The sequence below is a fragment of the Methanothermobacter sp. K4 genome (genome assembly GCF_022014235.1).
In the GTDB taxonomy this organism is placed as follows: Archaea; Methanobacteriota; Methanobacteria; order Methanobacteriales; family Methanothermobacteraceae; genus Methanothermobacter.
On sequence record NZ_JAKLTD010000001.1, the window covers coordinates 177,052 to 200,089 of the forward strand.

23 protein-coding genes are annotated in these 23,038 nt (G+C 50.8%); 9 read left to right on the forward strand and 14 right to left on the reverse strand.

Annotation, left to right across the window (positions count from 1 at the left end; translation table 11 throughout):
• The 11 genes from L5462_RS00980 to fdhF form a co-directional block, all read right to left on the reverse strand.
• A complete protein-coding gene (locus L5462_RS00980) occupies positions 1–366 on the reverse strand; it encodes a P-II family nitrogen regulator (RefSeq protein ID WP_237778978.1) in 366 nt (121 codons plus the stop codon).
• Positions 367–374: 8 nt separating this feature from the next.
• Complete coding sequence (locus tag L5462_RS00985; protein ID WP_237778979.1) at positions 375–692, reverse strand: P-II family nitrogen regulator; 318 nt, start codon at positions 690–692, stop codon at positions 375–377.
• A 9-nt stretch (positions 693–701) separates the two neighbouring features.
• Complete coding sequence (gene nifH, locus L5462_RS00990; RefSeq protein WP_237778980.1) at positions 702–1,529, reverse strand: nitrogenase iron protein; 828 nt, start codon at positions 1,527–1,529, stop codon at positions 702–704.
• A gap of 245 nt (positions 1,530–1,774) precedes the next feature.
• Entirely contained in the window at positions 1,775–3,076 is a 1,302-nt protein-coding gene (locus L5462_RS00995) for a formylmethanofuran dehydrogenase subunit B (protein WP_370637005.1), read from the reverse strand.
• Positions 3,077–3,088: 12 nt separating this feature from the next.
• On the reverse strand, positions 3,089–3,901 hold the full coding sequence (gene fwdC, locus L5462_RS01000) for a tungsten-dependent formylmethanofuran dehydrogenase subunit FwdC (RefSeq protein ID WP_237778982.1): 813 nt from the start codon (positions 3,899–3,901) through the stop codon (positions 3,089–3,091).
• Positions 3,898–5,607, reverse strand: a complete 1,710-nt coding sequence (gene fwdA, locus L5462_RS01005; RefSeq protein WP_237778983.1) for a tungsten-dependent formylmethanofuran dehydrogenase subunit FwdA — start codon at positions 5,605–5,607, stop codon at positions 3,898–3,900. The genes fwdC and fwdA overlap by 4 nt, the downstream gene beginning before the upstream one ends.
• Positions 5,608–5,629: 22 nt before the next feature.
• Positions 5,630–6,022: a tungsten-dependent formylmethanofuran dehydrogenase subunit FwdD gene (gene fwdD / locus L5462_RS01010; protein WP_237778984.1), complete on the reverse strand. Its 393-nt coding sequence runs from the start codon at positions 6,020–6,022 to the stop codon at positions 5,630–5,632.
• Entirely contained in the window at positions 6,019–6,267 is a 249-nt protein-coding gene (locus L5462_RS01015; protein ID WP_237778985.1) for a 4Fe-4S binding protein, read from the reverse strand. Before L5462_RS01015 ends, fwdD begins: the two co-directional genes overlap by 4 nt.
• A gap of 14 nt (positions 6,268–6,281) precedes the next feature.
• Positions 6,282–7,331, reverse strand: a complete 1,050-nt coding sequence (fwdF, locus tag L5462_RS01020; RefSeq protein WP_237778986.1) for a tungsten-dependent formylmethanofuran dehydrogenase subunit FwdF — start codon at positions 7,329–7,331, stop codon at positions 6,282–6,284.
• Positions 7,309–7,785: a helix-turn-helix transcriptional regulator gene (locus L5462_RS01025; RefSeq protein ID WP_237778987.1), complete on the reverse strand. Its 477-nt coding sequence runs from the start codon at positions 7,783–7,785 to the stop codon at positions 7,309–7,311. Before L5462_RS01025 ends, fwdF begins: the two co-directional genes overlap by 23 nt.
• 170 nt (positions 7,786–7,955) lie before the next feature.
• On the reverse strand, positions 7,956–10,610 hold the full coding sequence (gene fdhF, locus L5462_RS01030) for a formate dehydrogenase subunit alpha (RefSeq protein WP_237778988.1): 2,655 nt from the start codon (positions 10,608–10,610) through the stop codon (positions 7,956–7,958).
• Between the two features lie 72 nt (positions 10,611–10,682).
• Between fdhF and mobB the strand changes: the two genes are divergently transcribed.
• Complete coding sequence (gene mobB / locus L5462_RS01035; RefSeq protein WP_237778989.1) at positions 10,683–11,366, forward strand: molybdopterin-guanine dinucleotide biosynthesis protein B; 684 nt, start codon at positions 10,683–10,685, stop codon at positions 11,364–11,366.
• A gap of 14 nt (positions 11,367–11,380) precedes the next feature.
• The gene (moaA, locus tag L5462_RS01040) at positions 11,381–12,298 is read left to right on the forward strand and encodes a GTP 3',8-cyclase MoaA (RefSeq protein WP_237778990.1); all 918 of its coding nucleotides are present in this window, start codon (positions 11,381–11,383) and stop codon (positions 12,296–12,298) included.
• On the opposite strand, the gene L5462_RS01045 is transcribed toward moaA, so the two are convergent.
• Both L5462_RS01045 and nuoE read right to left on the reverse strand, forming a co-directional pair.
• Entirely contained in the window at positions 12,289–14,151 is a 1,863-nt protein-coding gene (locus L5462_RS01045; protein ID WP_237778991.1) for an NADH-quinone oxidoreductase subunit NuoF, read from the reverse strand. The genes moaA and L5462_RS01045 overlap by 10 nt on opposite strands.
• 10 nt (positions 14,152–14,161) lie before the next feature.
• Complete coding sequence (gene nuoE / locus L5462_RS01050; protein WP_237778992.1) at positions 14,162–14,611, reverse strand: NADH-quinone oxidoreductase subunit NuoE; 450 nt, start codon at positions 14,609–14,611, stop codon at positions 14,162–14,164.
• A 128-nt stretch (positions 14,612–14,739) separates the two neighbouring features.
• Here nuoE and fdhD point away from each other — a divergent pair, with 128 nt between their 5' ends.
• The gene (fdhD, locus tag L5462_RS01055; protein ID WP_237778993.1) at positions 14,740–15,492 is read left to right on the forward strand and encodes a formate dehydrogenase accessory sulfurtransferase FdhD; all 753 of its coding nucleotides are present in this window, start codon (positions 14,740–14,742) and stop codon (positions 15,490–15,492) included.
• A gap of 46 nt (positions 15,493–15,538) precedes the next feature.
• Here fdhD and hxlB read toward each other — a convergent pair whose 3' ends face one another.
• The gene (hxlB, locus tag L5462_RS01060; RefSeq protein ID WP_237778994.1) at positions 15,539–16,123 is read right to left on the reverse strand and encodes a 6-phospho-3-hexuloisomerase; all 585 of its coding nucleotides are present in this window, start codon (positions 16,121–16,123) and stop codon (positions 15,539–15,541) included.
• Between the two features lie 129 nt (positions 16,124–16,252).
• On the opposite strand from hxlB, the gene L5462_RS01065 reads away from it, so the two are divergent.
• The 6 genes from L5462_RS01065 to L5462_RS01090 all read left to right on the forward strand — a co-directional run bounded on the left by L5462_RS01065 (position 16,253) and on the right by L5462_RS01090 (position 22,942).
• Positions 16,253–17,107 (forward strand): LysR family transcriptional regulator, encoded by an 855-nt coding sequence (locus tag L5462_RS01065; RefSeq protein ID WP_237778995.1) that lies wholly within the window; start codon positions 16,253–16,255, stop codon positions 17,105–17,107.
• Positions 17,108–17,179: 72 nt separating this feature from the next.
• Positions 17,180–18,109, forward strand: coding sequence for a carbohydrate kinase family protein (locus L5462_RS01070; RefSeq protein WP_237778996.1), 930 nt, complete (start codon positions 17,180–17,182; stop codon positions 18,107–18,109).
• A gap of 224 nt (positions 18,110–18,333) precedes the next feature.
• Complete coding sequence (gene thiC, locus L5462_RS01075; protein ID WP_237778997.1) at positions 18,334–19,635, forward strand: phosphomethylpyrimidine synthase; 1,302 nt, start codon at positions 18,334–18,336, stop codon at positions 19,633–19,635.
• Between the two features lie 96 nt (positions 19,636–19,731).
• Positions 19,732–21,306 carry a lysine--tRNA ligase gene (lysS, locus tag L5462_RS01080; protein ID WP_237778998.1) on the forward strand — a complete coding sequence of 525 codons (1,575 nt, stop codon included), beginning with the start codon at positions 19,732–19,734 and terminating at the stop codon, positions 21,304–21,306.
• A 15-nt stretch (positions 21,307–21,321) separates the two neighbouring features.
• Positions 21,322–21,831, forward strand: coding sequence for a UGSC family (seleno)protein (locus tag L5462_RS01085; RefSeq protein ID WP_237778999.1), 510 nt, complete (start codon positions 21,322–21,324; stop codon positions 21,829–21,831).
• 4 nt (positions 21,832–21,835) lie between these two features.
• Positions 21,836–22,942 (forward strand): hypothetical protein, encoded by a 1,107-nt coding sequence (locus tag L5462_RS01090; RefSeq protein ID WP_237779000.1) that lies wholly within the window; start codon positions 21,836–21,838, stop codon positions 22,940–22,942.
• Positions 22,943–23,038: the final 96 nt, after the last annotated feature.

Genomic DNA, 23,038 nt, shown 5'->3' on the forward strand with positions numbered 1-23,038 from the left:
TTAAAGCGCTTCAGTCCCTCTATCACCTGTCCTTATCCTCATTGCATCGTCCACCGGACATACAAAGATCTTCCCGTCTCCAATTTTTCCTGTGTGGTTGACCTTCATTATGGCCTCCACAACCAGCTGGACATCCGGATCCTCCACGGTTATCTGGATCATCCTCTTGGGAATGTACCTCATTGTTCCCCTCTCCTCATCAATCTCAGCGGGAGGGGAGGGGATGGTGACCTCATCAATTATGGCCCTCTGCTTGCCCCTCCCGAGGACTCTGGTGGCGTTGAATGCAGGGAACCCCAGTGATTCAAGGACATCCCTGGTTTTCTTCATGCTTTTTGGTCTTATTATGGCTATTACTTCCTTCATTCAGACACCTAAAGACCTTCCTCTCTTGTTCTGACGGTGTAGGCGTTTTCCACCGGGCTTATGAATATTTTACCATCCCCAATTTTGCCTGTGTATCCGCTTTCACTGATAACCGACACCACCCTCTCTGCATCAGCATCATCCACAACGATGAGGAGCATTGTCTTGGGTATCTCATCATAGTAGATTTCATCAAACCGTATACCCCTCTGCTTACCCCTCCCTATAACGTCCATCTTTGTGAGGGCCGGGAATCCTGCATCATCCAGAGCATCGGCCACCTCTTCAGACTTTTCTGGTCTTATTATCGCCCTTATCATCTTCATTTTTAACACCTAATCCAGAACCCCGTATTTTACAACGAGGTCCTCCATTTCATCCATCGTCATGGGTTCTGGTATTACGAAATCCTTGTTCTCAATTATTTTCCTGGCGAGTTCCCTGTATTCCTGTGACTGGTTGCATTCAGGGTCGAATTCTATGACAGATTTCTTGTTGAACTCTGCCTTCTGTACAATGTTATCCCTTGGAACGAAGTGTATCATCTGTGTCCCTATTCTATCACAGAATTCTTCAAGGAGTTCCCTTTCGCCATCAACGTTTCTGCTGTTGCATATTATCCCCCCAAGTCTGACTCCGCTCTGTCTGGCATATTTCACCATACCCTTGCAGATGTTGTTGGCTGCATAGAGTGCCATCATCTCACCTGATGCCACAATGTATATTTCCTCTGCCTTTCCGTCTCTCACTGGCATTGCGAAGCCGCCGCATACCACGTCCCCGAGAACGTCAAAGAATACAAAGTCCAGATCATTTTCGTAGACCCCGTGCCTCTCCATGAGGGTTATGGCGGTTATAACACCCCTGCCTGCGCATCCGACACCTGGTTCTGGGCCTCCTGACTCAACACACTTTATACCTCCAAATCCTGTTTCTATAACCTTATCTGGTGTGCATGCGCCCTCTCCAAGTTCACGCAGGGTGTCCATCATTGTTGTCTGCATTTTACCGCCCAGTATCAGGCGTGTGCTGTCTGCCTTGGGGTCACATCCATGGATCATGACGTTCTTTCCATGGAAGTAACTCATTGCCGCTGCAGTGTTCTGCTGTGTTGTGGATTTTCCGATTCCACCCTTACCATATATTGCAATTTTACGTACCATACACCAATCACCATCTCAATCGGAAGTATGCTTCCTTCTTCCGACACTCTACTATTGGAAGATTCCATATTTAAATTTTTCGGTGTATGGCTGAAAATTATGTGATCAACTATCCCTAAACATGAACAGAAACCAGATCAAAAACATAACCACTGAAATATTTCAATGCACTTTAAGTATCCATAAAAATGAACAGAAACCAGATCAAATGTTTTTTTTAAAATAAATATAAATGGGGGGCCTGACTACTTTGAGGCCCTGTATTCCTTCACCTTTTCAAGGAGTCTCTCCAGGATCTCCCTGTCTGAGAGGAGGTCTGAGTCAACAACCTTCTTCATCCTTATGGGGACACCCTCCATACGGTAGGCTGTACCCTCAGCCTCCATACCCACAATGGCCGGTGGAATTATGATATCGGCCAGCTCGGTTGTGGGGGTCCTGTGGGGCTCGATTGCAATGACAGGTATCTCAGCCATCCTCTCAAGTGCCCTCTGTGGGAAGTGGGCCCCCGGGTCAGATGCTATGACCATCATTGCATCGGCCTCCTTATTCTGGAGAAGGTCGTTTGCCCCGGTCTCACCAGGGTTGTATCTTGGCTCCCCACCTGAGAAGTCAACACAGAATGGGTATCCGCTCTCCCATGTGCAGACCTGGTTGAAACCTGTAACGTTGTAGTGTCCCCTCATTGGTATGAGGGTCCATTTGGCATAGTCGTTGAGGTCCTGGACCAGCATAATGGCTGTGTCAATGTTCCTGTGCTTACCCCTGCTGTGGGTTATACCCATACCAAAGAAGAGTATACCAAACTGTGCCTTTTTGAGGGCCTCGACGGCCTCCTCGATCTGCTCCCTGGGTACACCTGCAACCTCATCGTATAGGATCTCGTTTCCAAGGAGATATGTCCTCATTGCATCCACGAGTTCATAGTCACGGTCAAAGTCCAGCTGAAGGTGTATGTCTGCAAGCTTTGCTGTGTCTGTCTTCCTGGGGTCAACAACTATGAGTGTCCTGTCTGATCTTCCCCTTTCCCTGAAGAATCCACGGGCAAATACGTTCCTTGACATGTGCCTTGGGTGGGCGTGCATTGGGTTGCATCCCCAGTAGACCACAACGTCGGCCCTGTTCTTGACCTCACCGAATGTACATATGGGGTAGCCCACATCCTGGAGTGCAAGCACTGATGGTCCGTGACAGACTGATGCTGTGTTGTCTATTACAGCACCTGCCTCCTCTGCAAGTTCCATTCCGACGGCCTGTGCTTCACACTCTGTACAGCTCCATCCGTACATTAGGGGCCTCTTTGATTCTGCAAGAATCTTTGCAGCCTTGTCTATGGCCTCATCGTAGCTTACCTCGACGAATTCGCCATTCTTCCTTATGAGTGGTTTGGTGTACCTCACTGCACCCTCTGCATGCACGAACTTGCTGTGACCTATCCTGCATGCGTTGATGGTTCCGACAATCTCGTTGTCCTCAACCTTACAGATGATGTCATCACAGAGGGTTCCGCAGAAGGGGCAGACCACATTTTTCACGTATTCCATGATAATTACCTCCAATTAGGGTTCTATGTGGCCGTTGCATCCGACAGCCGCATAGACTATACCCTTAGCTCCCTTAATTGCGTGATCTCCTTCAAACTTGTAGTATGCTCCAGGGAAGGTTTCCCCGTTAACCTCTATGTCCTTTTCAACACCAAGGTACTTGAATCCTGGGAGGAATTCCTGTATCATTCCCTTTACGATTATTGTTCCGCCGGCCATTTCGCCGCCTACCCTTGCAACGGCGTTTCCCTCGATGATTATTAGGCCGTTGTTCATGTGTATTCCTGGCATTATGTTGACGTCGCCCTTGACGATGATCTTGCCGCCGTTCATGTACTCTCCGATCTCGTTTCCAGCGTTTCCATGGACGGTTATGACGCCACCTGTCATACCTCTCCAGTCACCACGGTAGGATGATCCGACGTAGTCAGCCGCGTCTCCGAGGATTTCTAGTTCTCCTCCCCTCATATCCTGTCCGGCCCATGATGCTGCGTTGCCTTCCACTGTGATCTTGCCGCCCTTCATGCCGGCTCCAACGTACATGTTCACGTTGCCCTTCACAAGGATTTCGCCGGCTGTCATCTCCTGGCCTATCCTCTTGGTGTTGTATACATCACCGTCGATGATGATCTTGATGTCTGCTGCTGCATCTGCTGGTTCTCCGCTGACCTCAAAGAAGTCTCCCAGTTTAACGACCTCGTTACCGTACATTATCTGGATGTTTTTGATCTCGTCTATTGACTTTCCTGCGAAGACATCGGGTTTGATGTTGGGTGCCTCTAGTGGCACTTCGGGCTGTTCCTTTGGAGTTAATATTATTTCACTCATAGCATCACCCCTTTAACTGGAGCGGATTTTGGCAGGTAATCGTCCTGCACAGGGTAGTTTGCAAAGTTAACAGAGTAGTACTGTTTGAATTTGCTCTCCACGTTGGCAAGGACCTCGCTGTAGATTGACTCATCAACCTGGGTGTCAACCCAGTAGGTTCTTCCGTGTGGTGAGGCCACTACTTCTCCGTCCTTAACCACTATTTCTCCATCCTTGAGGACGTATGCTGCCCTTGAGAATCCTTCTTCAATTGCCATGTAATCGACTGATGGGTCGACTGTTTCAGGGTTGATGTCGTATACTGCGATGTCTGCATCTGCACCGACTCCAAGGTGGCCCTTGGTTTCGCTGAGACCCAGGACCTTTGCAGATGTTGACCTTGTGATCTGGGCTATCTCTGAGAATGTGTATTCCCTGTCAACTGTTGCTATGGTACTCTTCCTCTGGGCCCACTTGTGGAGTTCTCCCTCGATGAGGTTCATCCTGTACTTGTTGCTCATGAGCCAGGCTATGACCCTCGGGTACCTTGTGAATGGTCCGGCGTTTGGACTGTCTGTTGTGAGACAGACCTTTCCTGGGTCGTCGATAAGCAGGAATAACTCCATACCTATTGCCCACTGGACAGCTGGGACAGGTGCCCTTGCTGAGTATATGAATGGGACGACACCTGAACCTGTTTCGAGTTCCACGTCACAGTTTGCCCATTTGAGGCCATTGAGTGAGTGGAGGTCGTATTCCATTGGACCGTCTGCTGTCATTGTTGTGGTTTCATCCAGTGTTATCTGACCAACGTCTATGACTATGTGATCGTTTTTGTTGACGTAGTCTGCGATCTTTGGTGCCTCTGATACGAAGTCCCTCCAGGTGGTTCCACCGTAGCTGTGGAACTGGACGTGTGTGGCGTATAAAACTGTATCCCTTTCACCTGTTGCAGGGTTTGCCTTTATGTTCTTTGGCAGGTCAAAGGATGCGAGGGTTGTCTCATAGTTTCCTGGGTGTCCCAGGTCGTTACAGTGGAGGTGTATTGAGTGTGGTAGCTGGAGTTTCTCGTTAACCTCTGCGAGTCCCTTTATGATCTCTGCTGGTGTTATGTCAAAGTATGGGGCTGGATCATAGATGCCGTGGACGTTTCCACCCCATCCCCAGGCCTCTGTACCTGCAGGGTTAACTATCTTTATTGCGTAACCCTTGGTTGCCTTGAGGAGCCATGAGGCGTAGGCTGCGCATGCATCCACGTCTCCCTCCTTGAGGTACTCCATGACGAACCAGTTGTTACCGAAGAGTGGGTATGCTGCGTGGTCTATTATGGGTGTGTCATGGAACTCCTCATGGGTGTGCCTTGCAAGGAGTGGTGGCATGGCCGCCTCCATTGCGGTGGTGTAACCCATCTGGGCGTACCTGTAACCTGTCATGAAGGTTGATGGTACTGAGAAACCACTTCCGGCCCTTCCTGCCTTGAACTTTTCAGCGTCCCTTCGGCTGTCTTCTGGCCTGTACATCCTTCCCACGTTGACCTTTGCACCGGCTATGTGGGAGTGTGGGTCGACACCTCCAGGCATCACCATTTTTCCAGATGCATCAATGACCTTGGCGGAGTCACTGACGCTCTCAACTATTTTACCATCCCTGACGCAGATGTCCATCTTCTCTCCATCGACGTTGTTAAGAGGACAGTAAACAAATCCGTTTTTGATTATGTATTCCATTTGAATCCTCCCGCTGAACTAATTAAATCTGACCTACCTTACCGTAGACCTTCATGAGGGTGGGCATGTCAGGAACCTCTTCATCGGTGGGTATGATCTCCACCGGTATGTTCTTAAAGCTGGGTGTTGCTGTTGAATCTGTATCTGGTCTTATGACCCTGTTGGCCCATGGGCCCATTGGTATGTAGACCATTCCATCTGGTAGTGGTTCCTTTGCTTCAACAGCCTTGACAACCACATCTCCATATTCTGATATGACCTTGACGTTGTCTCCTTCGTTTATTCCGGGCTGCTTCATCATGTCTGCGTTCATCTGAATTATTGCAGCTGCATCCACGTACATTTTAAGGTCCTTACCTGATTCTATGGCCTGTCCCTGCCATATTGTCCTTCCTGTGTTGAGTATGACCATCATTCTAATTCCTCCAGTCTTATTGCATTCACGGGGCAGCTTTCAACACATGTACCGCATTTTCCGCACAGGTCAGGGTTTTTTATGTTTACAACCCCGTCCTCCACTATCATGATGATCTCAACATCATCTGTTGGGCCCTTTCCACCGGCGACTTCCGGGCTCCTTAGGGCGTTCACTGGACATGCGATCACGCAGTTTCCGCATCCATGGCAGAGTTCAGGGTATGCCTTAAGTCCAATTGCCATCTGATTACCTCCATTTATTTGAGTAATGATTCAAAGGCGTTCTTCCATGCCTTTGATTTGATTGGAGTTGTATTTATTTTGCTCCTCTTAACCTCTATGGCGTTCACAGGGCATGATCTCTCACATGCTCCACAGTATATGCAGAATCTCTCGTCCTTGTAGAGTTTGGTTGTTTTTTCACCGGGTTTCTCTGGTTTCGGGAATGAGAGAACGTTGCATGGGCATGCCATCACGCAGGTTTCACAGGCCTGGCATGTGTCCTGGTCGATTATCAGTTCTCCCTCGAATGGCTTGGTCACTGTTGCAGCATCAACCGGGCAGATCTCCTGGCACCAGCCACAGTTTACACAGAGCTCAGGGTCGATGTAGGATGTTCCTGTAACCTCAGGGACCTTTATCTCGTATTCACCGTATGGGCAGATCCTGCAGACCTGCATTATGGCGTCAACAGGGCAGATCCTCTTACATATTCCGCAGTGAACACATTTGTCCTCGTCCACGTTGATGTCGGTTGCAACGGCTGGGCTTGCTGAACTTGGTATCTGGTGTTCTATCTCTATGGCGTCAACCGGACACATTTCCTCGCACATACCGCAGTATATGCAGGTGTCCTTGTCTATTTCGATTTCTCCGGTTATTAGATCCTTCCTTTTCGGGAGTTCCCTTGTTATGGTTATGGCATCCTGTGGACATGCTGTTTCACATGCCTTGCACTGTATACATGTTTCATCATCAATTTCAGCTGATTTGAGGATTTTAGGATATTCTGCAAGTTCCTTTATGGATGTCCCATCAATCTGAAGGTCAAGAGCCTGGAATGGGCAGATTGAACTGCACATACCGCAGAGGACACATTTGTTCTCATCGATAAGTATCTTTGACTCATCCTGCTCTGTTCTGACCATTGCACCTGTTGGGTTAACCTCGATTGCACTGACCGGGCATATCTCGCCGCACAGTCCACACACAGCGCAGAGGCAATCCTGGAAGATCAACTTTCTGTTTTCTTCGCCGGTTCGCTCCACGGTAATATTCTTACCTTCAATTACTTCGGTCGTTTCCATCAATTTCTACCTCCTTTATTTCTATAGAATCAGTTGGACACATATCAACACATATGAGACACCCGCAGCACCATTCGGAATCCACATGTGCCTTGAGGTCTCGGAGGGTTATGGCCTTCATCAGGCATGTGTCCACACATAGCCCGCACCCAATACATGAGTTCCTGACGGTTCCCTGGAATTCCCTCTGCTGGCATGTCTTCACTATCGTCCTTGTCATCTCTGTGTTCTGTGTAAGGGAGTGGGTGAGAAGAAGGAAATCCCTTGGACACATCTCTGTTATTATCCTTGCAATCTCTATTGACCTCCATGAGAGGTTTCTCCCGTTGAGGTAGTGAGAAACAGTTGATCTGTTTATCTTCAGAGCTTTGGCTATCTCTCTCTGTGAATGGCCCTGTTTTGTTAGGTTTACAGCTGCTATGTATTTGAGTCCAGAAACTATATGTTTCGGCATAGGGTCACCATGTGTGTTAATCACACATTTAGCCGCTACCTATATAATAATTTTCTACAAAAAACAAATAGAAAAATATATATATGAGTGTGTTGTCAGCACACATCCCTGATCAGTCACCAATAGAAATATATAAAGGAGTGTGTTATCAGGGCACATCTTCTCTGTGGTTAGACGCGACACACCCTGACCGGGGTGAACTTGAGTTCAGGCATTCCTGAAAGAGGGTCCCGGTCTCCGCCTGTGAGGACATTCGCAGGAGTATCTGCAAAGTGGAATGTCATGAAGACCACGCCACCCATCACCTCATCTGTAACCCTTGCCCTCACCCTGAGGGAGCCCCTCTCTGATGTGACCTCAACAGTATCACCATCTTTTATACCCAGGGAGATGGCGTCAGCCGGGTTCATGAGAAGCTCCTCATGGTCTGAGAATGATTCCAGTTCCCTCACCCTTGCAGTCATGGACCTTGTATGGTACTGGTAGAGGTTCCTCCCTGTTACAAGGACCAGCGGATACTCCTCCGAGACCTCCCTGGACTGGTAATCAGGCAGCAGGAACGAAGCCCTCCCTGTGGGTGTTGGGAATCCTTCCGAGTGAAGGTAACCTGTTCCCTCATCCTCCTCTGATGTGCAGGGCCACTGTATACCTCCAGATTTCAGTCTTTCGTGGGAGATGCCAGCATATGAGGGTACAAGTTCCCTTATCTCATCGAATATCCTGGAAGCTGATTCATAATCAAAGTCATCCCTTCCCATCCTCTCTGCAATCATGGAGATTATCTGCCAGTCAGGCAGTGCATCCCCGGGGGCATCCAGTGCCTTCCTCAGAAGCTGAACCCTTCTCTCGGTGTTGGTGAATGTGCCGTCCTTCTCTGCAAAGGATGCTGCGGGCAGGACCACATCTGCAAGTTCTGCTGTCTCGGTGAGGAATATATCCTGTACCACGAGGAATTCAAGACCTTCAAGGGCCTCCCTGGTCTTTTCAATGTCAGGTTCACTCAGAAGTGGGTTCTCACCCATTATGTACATGCACCTGATTTTCCCGTCCCTTGCAGCATCAAACATCTCAGGAAGTGTCATCCCTGCAGGTGGGATGGGTGAACCCCATTTCTCAGAGAATTTCACTGCAGCCCCATCAATGCCCTGATACCCTGGGAGGAGGTCGGGAAGCGCCCCCATATCACAGGCCCCCTGAACGTTGTTCTGGCCCCTCAGCGGGTTGATACCGCCTGATTTTATACCAAGGTTACCTGTAAGAAGCGCCAGGTTGCTCAGTGCAAGCACATTACCCGTCCCATTAACGTGCTGGGTGATGCCCATTGAATATATTATGGATGCCGGGGGATTGGAGGCGTACATTATTGCGGCTCTCCTTATGTCCTCATGTTTAACGCCGGTTACCCTCTCCACCTCATCAAGATCCAGGGCCATGACAGCGTCCCTGAACTCCTCAAATTTCTCTGTGCGGGACTCTATGAATTCACCATCATGCAGGCCCTCCTCAAGTATGAAGCGGCACATTGCCATTAAAAGTGGGATGTCAGATCCTGGTCTGTTCTGTAGATGGATATCTGCAAGTTCAGATAACCTTGTTTTCCTTGGATCCACAACAACGAGCTTTGCACCTGACCTGAGGGCCCTGATTACACTGTAGGAGGTTACAGGGTGTGTCTCTGCTGGGTTGGTTCCCACTGCCAGTATACACCCGGCACCCTCCAGTTCAGATATGGAGTTGGTCATTGCACCACTGCCCAGACTCATTCTAAGTGCTGTAAGTGAGGGGGCATGGCAGAGCCTTGCGCAGTGATCAATGTTCCCTGACCCCATAACAGCCCTTGTAAACTTCTGCAGCAGATAGTTCTCCTCATTGGTGCACTTGGCAGATGCCACAGCCGCAAATTCTTTTCCGGTGTATTCAGAGAGCCTTTCGGCCACAAATGAGATGGCCTCGTCCCATTCCACCTCTATAAACTTTCCATCAACCTTTATCAGGGGTTTTTTGAGTCTTTCAGGGCTGTTTACAAATTTAAGGGCGAACCTCCCCTTCACACATAGCCTTCCCCGGTTAACAGGGCTATCAGGGACGCCCCTTGAACTCACAATACGGTTTCCCCTCACCCCAAGGTAGATCTCGCAGCCGGCGCCGCAGTAGGGGCATACAGTCCTCACCTCAGCGGAGGGCCTCTCAGCCCTGGGTAGGAGGGCGCCCACCGGGCATGCCTCAACGCATTCACCGCATGAGACACAGCTTGAATCAAGCATATCCCTGTCCATGAAGGTGGCTATCCTTGTGTCATGGCCCCTGTATGCAAAATCAACCGCCTCTGCACCCACCCCCCTGCAGACACGGACACATATACCGCAGAGAATGCACTTATCATGGTCCCTCAGGAAAAATGGGTTGGATTCATCCGCTTCGAGTCCTGAAAGCTCAGGCCTTAACCTCTCAAGGTCCCCTTCAGATACGTTGAGGTAGGATGAGACCTCCTGAAGTCTGCAGTCACCTGATGCCGGGCATGCAAGGCAATCCCTGCTGTGATCAGCGATTATCAGGGACAGAGTGGTTCTTCTGATCCTGTTTATCCTGTCAGACTCTGATATGAACTCGGCACCATCCTCTGCAGGGGTTTCACATGCCGTAACCAGCCGCCCCTCACTGTTTTCAACCAGACACAGCCTGCAGCCCCCAAATGGCTCAATACCATCTCTGAAACAGAGGTTCGGTATGTAGATGCCGTTTGCAAGGGCTGCCTCGAGGACAGTCATCCCCCGGGCTGCCTCAACTTCCCTTCCATCGATCCTGAATTTTACAGTCCCCTTCATGTTATCTTCAGCTAATTTTTTATAGTGAAAATTTATCCCCATGTAAAATAAAGTTTATGAAGAGGTGAAAGTATGAGGATAGTAGGGGTGACAGGCACCAAGGACACCGGCAAAACCGCCCTCGTGGAGAAACTCGTCGAGAAACTCGTGGATACGGGTTACCGGGTTGCAACCCTCAAGCATACCCATGGGGGATTTGATTTTCCAGGTAAGGACACCGACAGGCACCGGAGGGCCGGTGCAGAGATAGTTGCAGGAACTGGCAGGGAAACCTTCTTCCTTATCGACAGGGGGATGGACCTCCCTGAGGTTGTGGGTGTCCTTGAGATCCTGGATGACATCGACTTCCTTGTGGTTGAGGGCTTCAAGTCAATGGAGTACGCCAACATATCAACATCCACACCCGGAGAATTCACCCTGAAGGTTGTTGATCCATTCAAAATTGATGAAGTGGATGACCTTATTGAACTCATAGAAAGAAGAAGCTACGGTCTCCTTCAGGACCTCAACTGCGGTAAGTGCGGCTTTGAATCATGCAGAGAGTTTGCAAAGGCAAAGGTTAAGGGCGAGGCAGACGGTAAAGACTGTAAGAGCCAGCCTGATAGGGTTCTCCTCAGGATAAATGGAAAACCCGTCCCCCTGAACCCCTTCGTCCAGAACTTCATAGCAGGTACCGTTCTCGGCATGGTGGATGCCCTTGATACAGAAAGCCTTAAACATCAAAAGGTTGATCTCATCATAAAAAGACCAGAGTAATATCGGGGTAGAGAATGCAGGTCCATGATAACCACAGAAGACCGCTGGTATCACTGAGAATATCTGTAACGGGGCGCTGCAATGTCAGCTGTATCTACTGCCACCGGGACGGAATCGTGCGTTCAGACGAGGAGATGAGCCCGGGGGATATAGAGAACATATGCAGGGTGGCCTCTGACCTTGGTGTGAAGAAAATAAGACTATCTGGTGGCGAGCCCCTCCTAAGGGATGATATTGTTGAGATAGTCGAGAGGATAGACGGTATCGGATTCAGGGATATCTCCATAACAACCAACGGGACCCTCCTTGAGGACCTCAGTGTCCCCCTGAGGGATGCCGGGCTTGACAGGGTCAATGTCAGCTTCGACACCCTCAACCCTGAAACCTACAGGTTCATAACCAGGAAGGACTACCTTGATAGGGTTAAGGCGGGAATAGAAGGTGCCGTTATGGCTGGCCTCGACCCTGTCAAGATAAACATGGTGATACTGAGGGGTGTCAATCACCACGAAATATGGGACATGTTTGAGTTCTGCCGTCAGCAGGGTGCAGTGCTGCAGATAATAGAACTGCTGAAAACCGACAGCTGCCCTGATAATGGAGTGGAGAGATACCACTGCGACATAACCCCAATTGAGGCTGAACTAGCAGAAATGGCTGACCGTATAATGACAAGGAAGTTCATGCAGGACCGCAAGAAGTACTTCATCGGAGGGGGGGAGGTGGAGGTTGTGAGGCCCATGGATAATACGAGGTTCTGTGCAAACTGCACAAGACTGAGGGTAACCCCAGATGGGAAGCTGAAGCCATGCCTCCTCCGTAACGACAACCTGGTGGACACGAAGGAAGCCCTCAGCTCCGGTGACCTTGGGGGTCTCCGTGAACTCTTCCTTGAGGCCATCAGAAGGAGGTCCCCATACTATCAGTCCTGATTGGCCATGGAGTATGGCCCTGGAACCCTCAGAACAGCATCCCTCTTACATGTGTCAAGACATGACCCGCACTTGAGGCAGCTCTCCTGATCTATAACATGCACCTCATCCTTTGAACCTTCAATGGCGTCTGCTGGACATGTCTTCAGGCAGGCCAAGCATCCGTCACATTTTTCTGAATCTATGAGGTAGTGCATGAGCTGGCTACATGCTGCTGCGGTGCATTTCCCGTTTATATGGTCCCTGTATTCATTTTCAAAGTACCTGAGTGTGGTTAGAACCGGATTTGGGGACGTCTGGCCCAGGCCGCAGAGAGAGGCTGCCCTGACTGTTTCTGCGATGTCCCTTAGAATCTCCGGGTCCTCCTCTCTTCCTGAGCCCTCAACTATATCATTGAGTATCATGAGCATCTGCCTTGTACCCACACGGCACGGGACACACTTTCCGCATGATTCCCGCTGCGTGAACTCAAGGAAGTACCTTGCAAGTTCAACCATGCATGTATGGTCGGATAAAACCACAAGTCCCCCAGAACCCATTATTGCACCGGCAGATGTCAGTGAATCATAGTCTATGCCAGTGTCAACAAGTTCAGCCGGGAGGCATCCACCTGATGGTCCTCCTATCTGGACGGCCTTGAGCTCACCGTCCCTTACTCCCCCACCAATATCATGGATAACCTCCCTCAGGCTTGTGCCCAGGGGAACCTCTATGAGGCCGGTTCTCCTCACATCCCCCACAAGGGAGAAGGTCTTGGTCCCTGGACTCCCCTCTGTCCCCAGGGAATTGAAGTGCTCTGGGCCCTGCTGCATTATCATTGAAACAGCTGCAAGTGTCTCCACATTGTTTATGACCGTCGGCCTGCCCCACAGACCGTTTGTTGTTGGGAATGGTGGTCTGGTACGGGGCATCCCCCTTTTACCCTCAATGGATGCCATGAGGGCTGTCTCCTCTCCACATACAAATGCCCCTGCCCCCTCCTTTATCCTTATATCAAGGCTGAAGCCCGAGTCAAGGATGTCATCCCCAAGGAGTCCAAGATCCCGGAGGTCGGATATTGCGGTCCTGAGTCTTTCAAGGGCAAGGGGGTACTCTGCCCTGCAGTAGATGTAGGCCTCCTCTGCACCCACAGCATATGATGCTATGAGTATCCCCTCAAGGAGGGAGTGGGGGTCCCCCTCTATAAGTGAACGGTTCATGAAGGCACCCGGGTCGCCCTCGTCGGCGTTGCATACCAGGTGCTTCACATCGGATTCCTCCTGTCGGCAGAGGCTCCACTTGAGCCAGGTGGGAAACCCTGCCCCTCCACGGCCCCTGAGTCCGGAATCCTTCACCTCTTCAATGATATCCTCAGGTTTCATCTCCAGTGCCCTGAGGAGCCCCCTGTATCCTCCTGTTGCCAGGTAATGGTTGATGTTCTCGGGGTCTATGAGGCCGCATCTTCTGAGTATCCTCCTTGACTGTTTCTCCATGAAGTCAATGCTGTAGGAGGGTTCAAATGAGTCACCACTGAAGGCCACATTAACATAACCAATGGCTGAGGGTTCCTCATCATCAGCGAGCTCCTGAATTATCCTCTTTGCAAGTCTCCTGTTCACCGGTCCATAGATGGCACCATGGGTACTCCCCCTGAATACAGTCACCATGGGTTCGGCGTAGCATAGACCCATGCATCCGGTGTGTACAATGCGGCATTCAACTGAGAGCTCAGAAGCCCTCTCAAGCAATACTCTCTCTATTTCATGAGCCCCCGCAGATCTTCCGCAGGTTGCTGAACCCAGGAATAATACGGGTTCGTCCCGGAAGAGGGACATGTATTCATCCAGTGCCCTTCCTGCAATATCTTCAAACATTTCAAACACTCTAAGACTTTTTTGGGAAAATTCTGCCAACCCTTGATGGTTTTATGCGTGATACAACCTCATCGTTCACCATGGCACATGGGGCCAGGGAGCAGCAGCCGATGCATCCCACGGATTCCAGTGAGTACTCCATATCCTCTGTGATGTCCCCCTCACCGATGCCCAGGTGCCTCTCAATGGCATCCAGGACCTGTTCAGCTCCGCTTACATGGCACGCTGTTCCGGTGCAGACCATTATGTGTTTTCTTCCCTTTGGTTTGAACCTGAACTGGGCATAAAAGGTGGCAACCCCGTATACATGTGTTTTACTGACCCCTGTGAAACCAGCAACCTCCTCCAGGGCATGCTCCGGCAGATAGCCGTAAACATCCTGGATGTCCTGGAGGATAGGTATGATCTCTGAGGCATGACCTGTGTAACCAGAAAATATCCTCTTCAATTTCTTATCCATCAGAAACCTCCACCTATGTGAGATCCATTTTAGTGTCGCATTCATATTAATTAGGATGAATGATTAAACATCTGTTTAACTGTTAAACCAGGGGGAATATATGTTTTTAGATGATAGGTGGTGGATGAATGTCACTTTACAGAGAGGTTGAGGCATTCCGTGTGGATGATGAGATGCGGAGGGTCCCTGAAAGAATCGTGAATGACCTTGAGGTGCGTATCAGGATAAATGGGGGTCTGGAGCAGCGTTTCACTGCAAGTCCCGCCGCACTTAAGGAATTTGCAACAGGCTACCTTCTCGGCGAGGGACTCGTGGACTCGGTTGATGATATAATATCCATGAATATCACAGAGAACCTCATCGACGTTGAGATAGAATCAGAGGACCTTGAGATAAGGCGCGAGCTTGTGATGGGTTCTGACTGCTTCGGTGGATGGAGGCAGAGGGTTGAGATGGTGGAACCAGTTGACTCAGACTTCAGGGTGAGGGCTGAGGACATATTCGATGCATTCAGGCGCATGGTGAAGTCAGCGACCGTGTGGAGGATGACTGGGGGTACACATGTTGCCGCCCTTGTGACCGGGGATGAATTCAGGGTGTTTGAGGATGTTAGCAGGCACGTGGCGGTTGATAAGGCCCTGGGCTCCGGTGTCATGGACGGTGTCAATTTTTCCAGAAGCTTCATGGTCTACAGTGGTAGGATGCCCGCAGACATGCTTATAAAGGTTGTGCGTGCAGGGGTGCCCATCATAGCATCGAACGCCGCCCCAACATCATCAGGCTATGACGCCGCAAGGAGGACTGGCCTTACAATGCTCGGATTTGTCAGGGGTAGGAGGTTCAACATATACAGCCACCCTGAGAGGATAATACTTGATTAGGGTATCCACTGATCCTGATCGTTTCAGATGCATCACAACATAGATTTTATTCAAAAACACTGTGCCTCTCGTTGAGGTCCTCCTCCCTCTTATCAAGCCTGTGCATGAGTTCAGCTATGAGGCCGTCCAGAAAGACAAGGGCTGATATCTCAAATAGTGTTCCCAGAGGTGTCCTTGAGTGATGGTTGCCCCGTATCTGCCTCTTCATGTAGTTCTTCTCACCATCGATCTTTGTCCTGCCCCTCACGGTTACGGTGAGGTCAGCTATCCCTCCAAGTTCTGATTCTGGATGTGAGGTTACGGCAACGACCCTGGCCCCTCTCTCCCGGGCTATCCTGGCAGCGCTGACTATGTAACTTGTCCTCCCCGAACCTGATATTGCAATCAACGCATCACCCTCATTTATGGCGGGGGTTATGGTCTCACCCACCACGAAGACGTTTATCTCCAGGTGCATGAGTCTCATGGCAAAGGCCTTTGCAACAAGCCCCGATCTTCCCAGTCCAAGCACGAAGACGTTTCCTGCGGATGTGAGGGTGTCTATGAATCTATCAACTGTTTCAGCGTCAATCTCCCTTTCCATTTTCTCCAGATTATCCACTATATCCCTGATGGCCTCTCTTATTATCATTGCAACACCTGTAATCTAATATATGGGTCATGAAATATAAGAGTAAAAAATAATTCCAGCCTAGCCGCCCCCATGCTATAGGCGGGATGATGTTAGGGGTGGAAATTCACTCAGATTAGAGGCGTCCCCATGGATATTGAACCCCTCCCTGGAATGAAGATCAACGGCCATGAAATGGATCACAGATTCCTTGAGACCCTCCGTGTAATCGGGGAAACCTTCTCCCAGAGGAAGGCTGCAAGGATACTCGGTGTGACACCACAGGTTTTAAACAGGAGGGTTCTGCGTGCGGAATCTCTCCTGGGTGTTAAACTCGTAAAAAGCAGTGGCGCCGGATCAGAACTCACACCTGAGGGTATGGAGATCCTCAGAACCTACCTGCGCCAACTGAAAATCCTCAGTGGTTCAGGTAGGCTTATGGTCGCTGCGGGTTATGTCTCATCAAACCTTGCCGAGGTCCTCATTGATAGATCCGGAGTTGAGGCATCCCTCTTTTCATGCTGCGATGATGATATCTTCCAGCTTGCAGAAAGAAGCATGCTTGATATTATCTTCCTTGACGATCCCCTGCAGGCCTACCAGAGGGACCTCGACTTCGTGCCGGTTGCATATGACCACCTGGTGCTGGTGGGTGGTGATGCAGCAACCATGAGGGAACTTGACGGCTCATCATTCGTTGGCGTTGAAGGTTCGGTTCAGAGGCTGGCCTGGGAGGTGCTCTCAGATGCAGGTATCAGCTTTGAAGTTGTAAGGGAGGTCCGGTCCCCATACCATGCCCACAGGATCGTCAGCAATGACAGAAAACTCATGACATTCCTCAGTGCAAGCCAGTTCAGTGGCCCTGAAATCCTCAAGAATGAGACCAGGCATGTTATAAGCGCAGTGGTCTGCCGGGAAAGCGAAGGAGTTGAGAAATTCATGGAGTTCATAATGGGGGATGGCCAGGAGGCCGTTTTGGAGGCGGGTTTTGAACCGCTTCACTGATCTGTTTAACGAATAATCAATGATGTTATAAGTCGCCGTGGCAGAGTTAATTTATATTTTCAGGGTGATCCCATGAATGAAGACAGAGACCTTCTTGCTGTTGGACATACCGCCTTTGACTATATAATACAGCTTGATAAATTCCCAGAACCCAACTCATCAACAGCCATAAGGAGGATGAGGAACCTCCATGGTGGAGCAGCCGCCAACGTCGCCCTGGTGGGGTCAAAGCTGGGGCTCAGAACATCACTTGTATCAGCCGTTGGCGGCGACTTTGAGGGATCAGAGTACAGGAGGCTCCTTGAGGCCAGCGGCATAGATATAGGTTCCATGATTGTGGTGAAAGCTGAGACAACACCAACCGCCTTTGTGATGACAGATGCCGATCACAACCAGATAAGCTACTTCTACTGGGGTGCAGCAGGTTACTTCAGGGAGAGTGAGATCCCCCGGAGGGCCATAGAATCAGCCAGGGCCGTCCACCTTGCAACCGGAGACCCCTCCTTTAACTGCAGATGCGGTAAATTCGCAAGGTCACTGGGGAAGATCATATCCTTCGATCCAGGACAGGACCTCCACATGTACTCCAGGACCCAGCTCGAGAGGGCTGTAGGGGTATGCGACATCCTCTTCGGCAACCACCACGAGATAGACCGCATATGCTCCAGACTGGAGGTTGATATTGGTGGTCTCAGAGACATTGGCCCTGATGTTGTGGTTAAGACCTACGGCAGGGATGGAAGTGTTATCTATGCCAATGAGGTCATTAAAATCGATGCAATACCCAGGGAGGCCGCCGATCCCACAGGGGCCGGTGACTCCTACAGGGCAGGGTTCATGAGGGCCTACCTTGCCGGTGCAGATCTCATGAACTGTGGCAGGTTTGCCTCGGCGGTTGCATCCTTCATAGTCGAGGAGGAGGGGACACAGACAAACATTCCAGATCTTGAATCTGCTGTGAGACGCTTTAAGACGCACTGGGGCTATGAACCCCCAATATAATTTAGTATAACAGGACCATCATTATCTCAGCTAAAGTATGAATCGCCCCTATCCCATAAATGAAGAATCCCCCGACATCAGAGGCCGTGAATTTTTATTAAGAAAATTAAAACCCCATAGTTTTTATAACTGGATTGGACCAATATAAGATGCGCATGAATCTCATTCCAGCTGATCCCAATCATACCCGCAAGGGTTAAAGGGTCAAACCAGACGGTGATTGTATGACTCAAATGGATGAAGCTAAAAAAGGTGTTATAACAGAAGAAATGAAGGCGGTGGCAGAGGCAGAGAACGTCACCCCAGAATTCATAAGGAGAGGAGTTGCCAGTGGGAGAATAGCCATCCCCAGCAACCTGAACAGGGACGAGGTTGCCCCGGTCGGTATAGGTGAGGGTTTAAGGACCAAGGTCAATGCCACCATAGGTACATCCACCGACATCGTGGACTTCGAAATGGAGGAGGAAAAGGCCCGCATTGCCATTGAAAACAAGGCCGACACTCTCATGGAGCTCTCAGTTGGAGGGGACCTCGATGAGATAAGAAGGCGGATTCTGGACCTTTCACCCATACCCGTTGGAAGCGTGCCGGTGTATCAGGCGGCCATTGAGACCATAAGGAAGGAGGGCGCTGCGATCTACATGGACGAGGACGTCATGTTCAAAGCCATTGAGAAGCAGGCAAAGGATGGTATAGACTTCATGGCCATCCACTGCAGTGTCAACAGGGAAACCCTCAGGAGGCTCAAGAGGCAGGGCCGTGAGGGTGGCCTTGTGAGCAGGGGAGGTGCCTTTGTATCAGCCTGGATGGTTGAAAACGGACTGGAGAATCCCCTCTATGAGAACTTCGATTACATCCTTGAGATAGCCAAGGAACACGACTTTGTCATGTCAATGGCCAACGCAATGAGGGCCGGTGCCATTGCAGACTCAACCGACCGTGCACAGGTCCAGGAACTCATAGTCCTAGGTGAACTCATCGACAGGGCCAGGGAGGCCGGTGTCCAGACCATAGTTGAGGGCCCGGGCCACATACCCCTCAATGAGATAAAGGCCAACGTCATACTCCAGAAGAAACTCTGCCGTGGGGCCCCATTCTACATGCTGGGACCAATAGTCACGGATATAGGGGCCGGCTATGACCACATAGTCTCATCAATAGGTGCCGCTGCATCTGCGGCTGCAGGTGCGGACTTCATCTGCTATGTTACACCTGCAGAGCACCTTGCACTTCCCTACCCAGACGATGTGAAGGAGGGGGTCATTGCAACAAGGATTGGGGCCTACGTTGGTGACATGGCCAAGGGGATCCATAGTGGGGAGAAAGACCTTGAAATGGCCAACGCCCGTAAGAAACTCAACTGGGAGGCCCAGTTCGATGCTGCAATGTGCCCTGCAGAGGCAAGGCGCATAAGGGACGAACGTCCGCCTGAGGATCCAGACACCTGCACCATGTGCGGTGAGTACTGTGCTGTTAAGATTGTCAACGAGTGGCTTGACAGTGCAGATACCAGGATCTTCGACTGAACCCCCACTCATTTTTTAGAGAAGAATTAATATATTTTGAAGTTCACACACTTTTTTACTGCACTGATTCTATCACGCTTTTTACAGGTGATCTGCTTGAAGCACTGGATTGAAAGGATAGCCGATGAACTTAAGGAGAGGGATGTTGATGAGCACGTTGTTGCAAGCGGAACATCCATATCAGGCTCGATACACATAGGGAACTCCTGCGACGTTTTCATAGCAAGCTCAATATCAAAGTCACTTAAAAAGGATGGGTTCAGATCAAGGACCGTTTGGATAGCAGACGACCATGACCCCCTCAGAAAGGTCCCCTATCCACTCCCCAAAAGTTACGAGAAGTACCTGGGGGTGCCCTACTCCATGATCCCCTGCCCTGAGGGCTGCTGCGAGAGTTTCGTGGAACACTTCCAGAGACCATTCCTTGATGCCCTTGAAAGGTTCAGGATAAGGGTCGAGCACCACTCAGGGGCCCGCATGTACACCGAAGGGGTCTACAATGACTATATAAGAACATCCCTAAAGAAGGCTGATGAGATAAGGGAGATATTCAACAGGTTCAGGGAAAGGCCCCTGAGGGACGACTGGCTCCCCTACAACCCCATCTGTGAGAGGTGCGGGCGTGTGAACACCACAGAGGCATATGATTTCAGCGGGGACACCGTTAGGTACCGCTGTGACTGTGGATTCCGTGGGGAGATGGACACAAAGACAGGGCGCGGTAAACTCACATGGAGGGTTGAATGGGCCGCGAGGTGGAAGATCCTCGGTGTCACCTGCGAACCCTTCGGTAAGGACCATGCCGCAAGTGGCGGCTCATATGATGTGAGCAGCATAATCTCAGAGGAGATATTCGATTACCCCGCCCCCTACCCGGTCCCCTATGAGTGGATAACCCTCCGGGGGGAGGCCATGTCCAAGTCAAGGGGCGTATTCTTTACCCCCGGGCAGTGGCTTGAGATAGGACCCCCTGAGAGCCTCAACTACTTCATATTCAGGAGTAAACCAATGAAGCACAAGGACTTCAACCCGGACATGCCATTCCTTGACCTCATGGACCAGTTCGACCGGACAGAGAGGATCTACTATGGTATGGAGGAGGCCGCCTCAGAGAAGGAGGAGCAGAAGCTCAAGAGGATATACCGGGTCTCAATGATAGACTGCCCTGATCTTCCGCTGAGGCCATCCTACCGCTTCATGACCGTTGCCTATCAGATCGCCGGGGACGACCTTGAAAGGCTCTACGGTATCCTCAAAAGGAACTCGCAGCTTCCAGATGAGTTCATGGATAAGGAACTCGGGGATTTAACAGACGAACAGTTAACCCAGCTGAGGGAACGGGTTGAAAATGTTAAAAACTGGCTCAAACTTTATGCCCCGGATTTCGTGAAGTTCCATGTCCAGGATGAACTCCCAGAGGTTGAACTCTCAGATCCCCAGAGGAGGTTCCTTGAGGAGCTTGCAGGCATCCTTGAGTCAGGGGATATGAGCCCGGAGGAGCTCCACGACGAAATGTACAGCATACTGAGAAAGCATGGTCTTAAACCCCAGAAGGCATTCCAGGCCATATATAAGGTTCTGATAGGTAAGAAGATGGGTCCAAGGGCTGCATCATTCCTTCTTTCACTTGAAAGGGACTTCGTGACAAAAAGGCTCCGCTTGAAGGCCTGAAATGAGGATGGTTAGATGAAGGTGAAGGTCATTGAAAGGGAGGTTATGGATCCCCTGGCAGACACCAGCATGGAGGAGATCCCGGTCAACAGTATAGGTGATGCTGGGACCATATCACTCCTTGACAACACAAAGCCAGGCGCTGATATCATACTGAGAACTTTAGAATCAGAGCTCACAGGCTTCAGGTTCATCTGGTCAGAGAAACCTGCAGGAGCCCCGGCAGAGGCTGAGCAGATAGAGAGGGCTGCTCTGGCTGACCTCTGCATCCTTGCCCTTGGTGACTGTGGCTCCTGCACCACATGGGTGATCCTTGACGCCATCCGCCTGGAGGGTATGGGTGTCCCCACCATCTCCATCTGCTCAGACCGCTTCGGTGAATACGCCAGGAGGCTGGCATCGGCCAACGGGATGCCCGGTCTTCGAATAGTTGAGGTGGAACACCCCATAGCGGGTCTGGAACCCGAAGCTGTAAGGGGAAAGGCTAAGAAAATAATACCATCCATAATGGACCATCTGAGGTGATAGATTGGTTAAAATCGATAAATCATGCGGATGCCTCATAGAGGACCTCCTGGAGGATGAAAGACTGTGCAGCTCATCCCCCGAGGATATGAAGGTCATGGTCGACCCCGACCCCGAGAGGATCAGCCTGGAGTTCTATGAGAAGAGGATGACCGATGGACTCCCCATCATACCGCCCACAGAGGCCCGTGTCAGGAAATTCTACAGATACACCCCCAGGAAACCAGGGGACGTTATAGCCACACTCCCCCCAAGGATGGGTATCGCCACCGTTGAGAAGGTGGCGGTGAATGCGGTGATGGCCGGCTGCATACCCCCAATGATGCCGCTCATGGAGGCATGCATAGAGGGTGTCGGACGGGAGGAATTCAACCTTGCAGGTATAAATGCCACAACACACCCCGTGGCGGTTGCGGTCCTGGTCAACGGCCCTGCTGCAGAGGAACTTGGTTTCAATTCAGGTGCGGGGTGCCTTGGACCCGGTAACCTTGCCTGTGCCACCCTTGGACGTGCCCTGAGGCTATCCCTCATCAACATTGCAGGTGCTGTGCCAGGGGTGGGTGACCATGCAACAATGGGTTCACCTGCAAAGTACAGCTACTGCTTCGCGGAGAATGAGGATGAAAGCCCCTGGGAGCCCCTGCACGTCGAGAGGGGTTTCGGCGCTGACGAGAGCACGGTGACCGTGATTGGAGTTGAGGCACCCCACAATGTGAATGACCACAGGAGCAGGGCCCCCGAGGACCTCCTTGACACCATCGTGCACACCGCATCGACGGCCGGCTGCAACAACAGTCACGTTCCCGGGGAGATACTGGTTATAATGAGCCCCGAGCATGCAGAAACCGTTGCATCCCATGGCTGGTCCAGGGAGGATGTTAAAAATTACATCCATGAGAATGCAACCGTGGATGTGCGCCTGGCAGACCGTGGGGGAAGGAAGCTGGATGAGGGCCTCGTAACCGATGGGATGGTCCATATAACCAGGGGTCCCGAGGATGTCATCCTTGTGGTTGCCGGTGGACCCGGCAGGCACACCATGATAGCCCACGGCTTTGGAGGGTCATCAGAGTCCCAGACAGTGCCTGTGAGGTTCAGTGGGGACCAGTAAAATGCAAGATAAGAACGGGGATTACTTCTGGCCCCTTGTCAACAACAGAAAAAATTGGGACTAGTAAAATGCAAGATAAGAACCCCATTCTGCCCT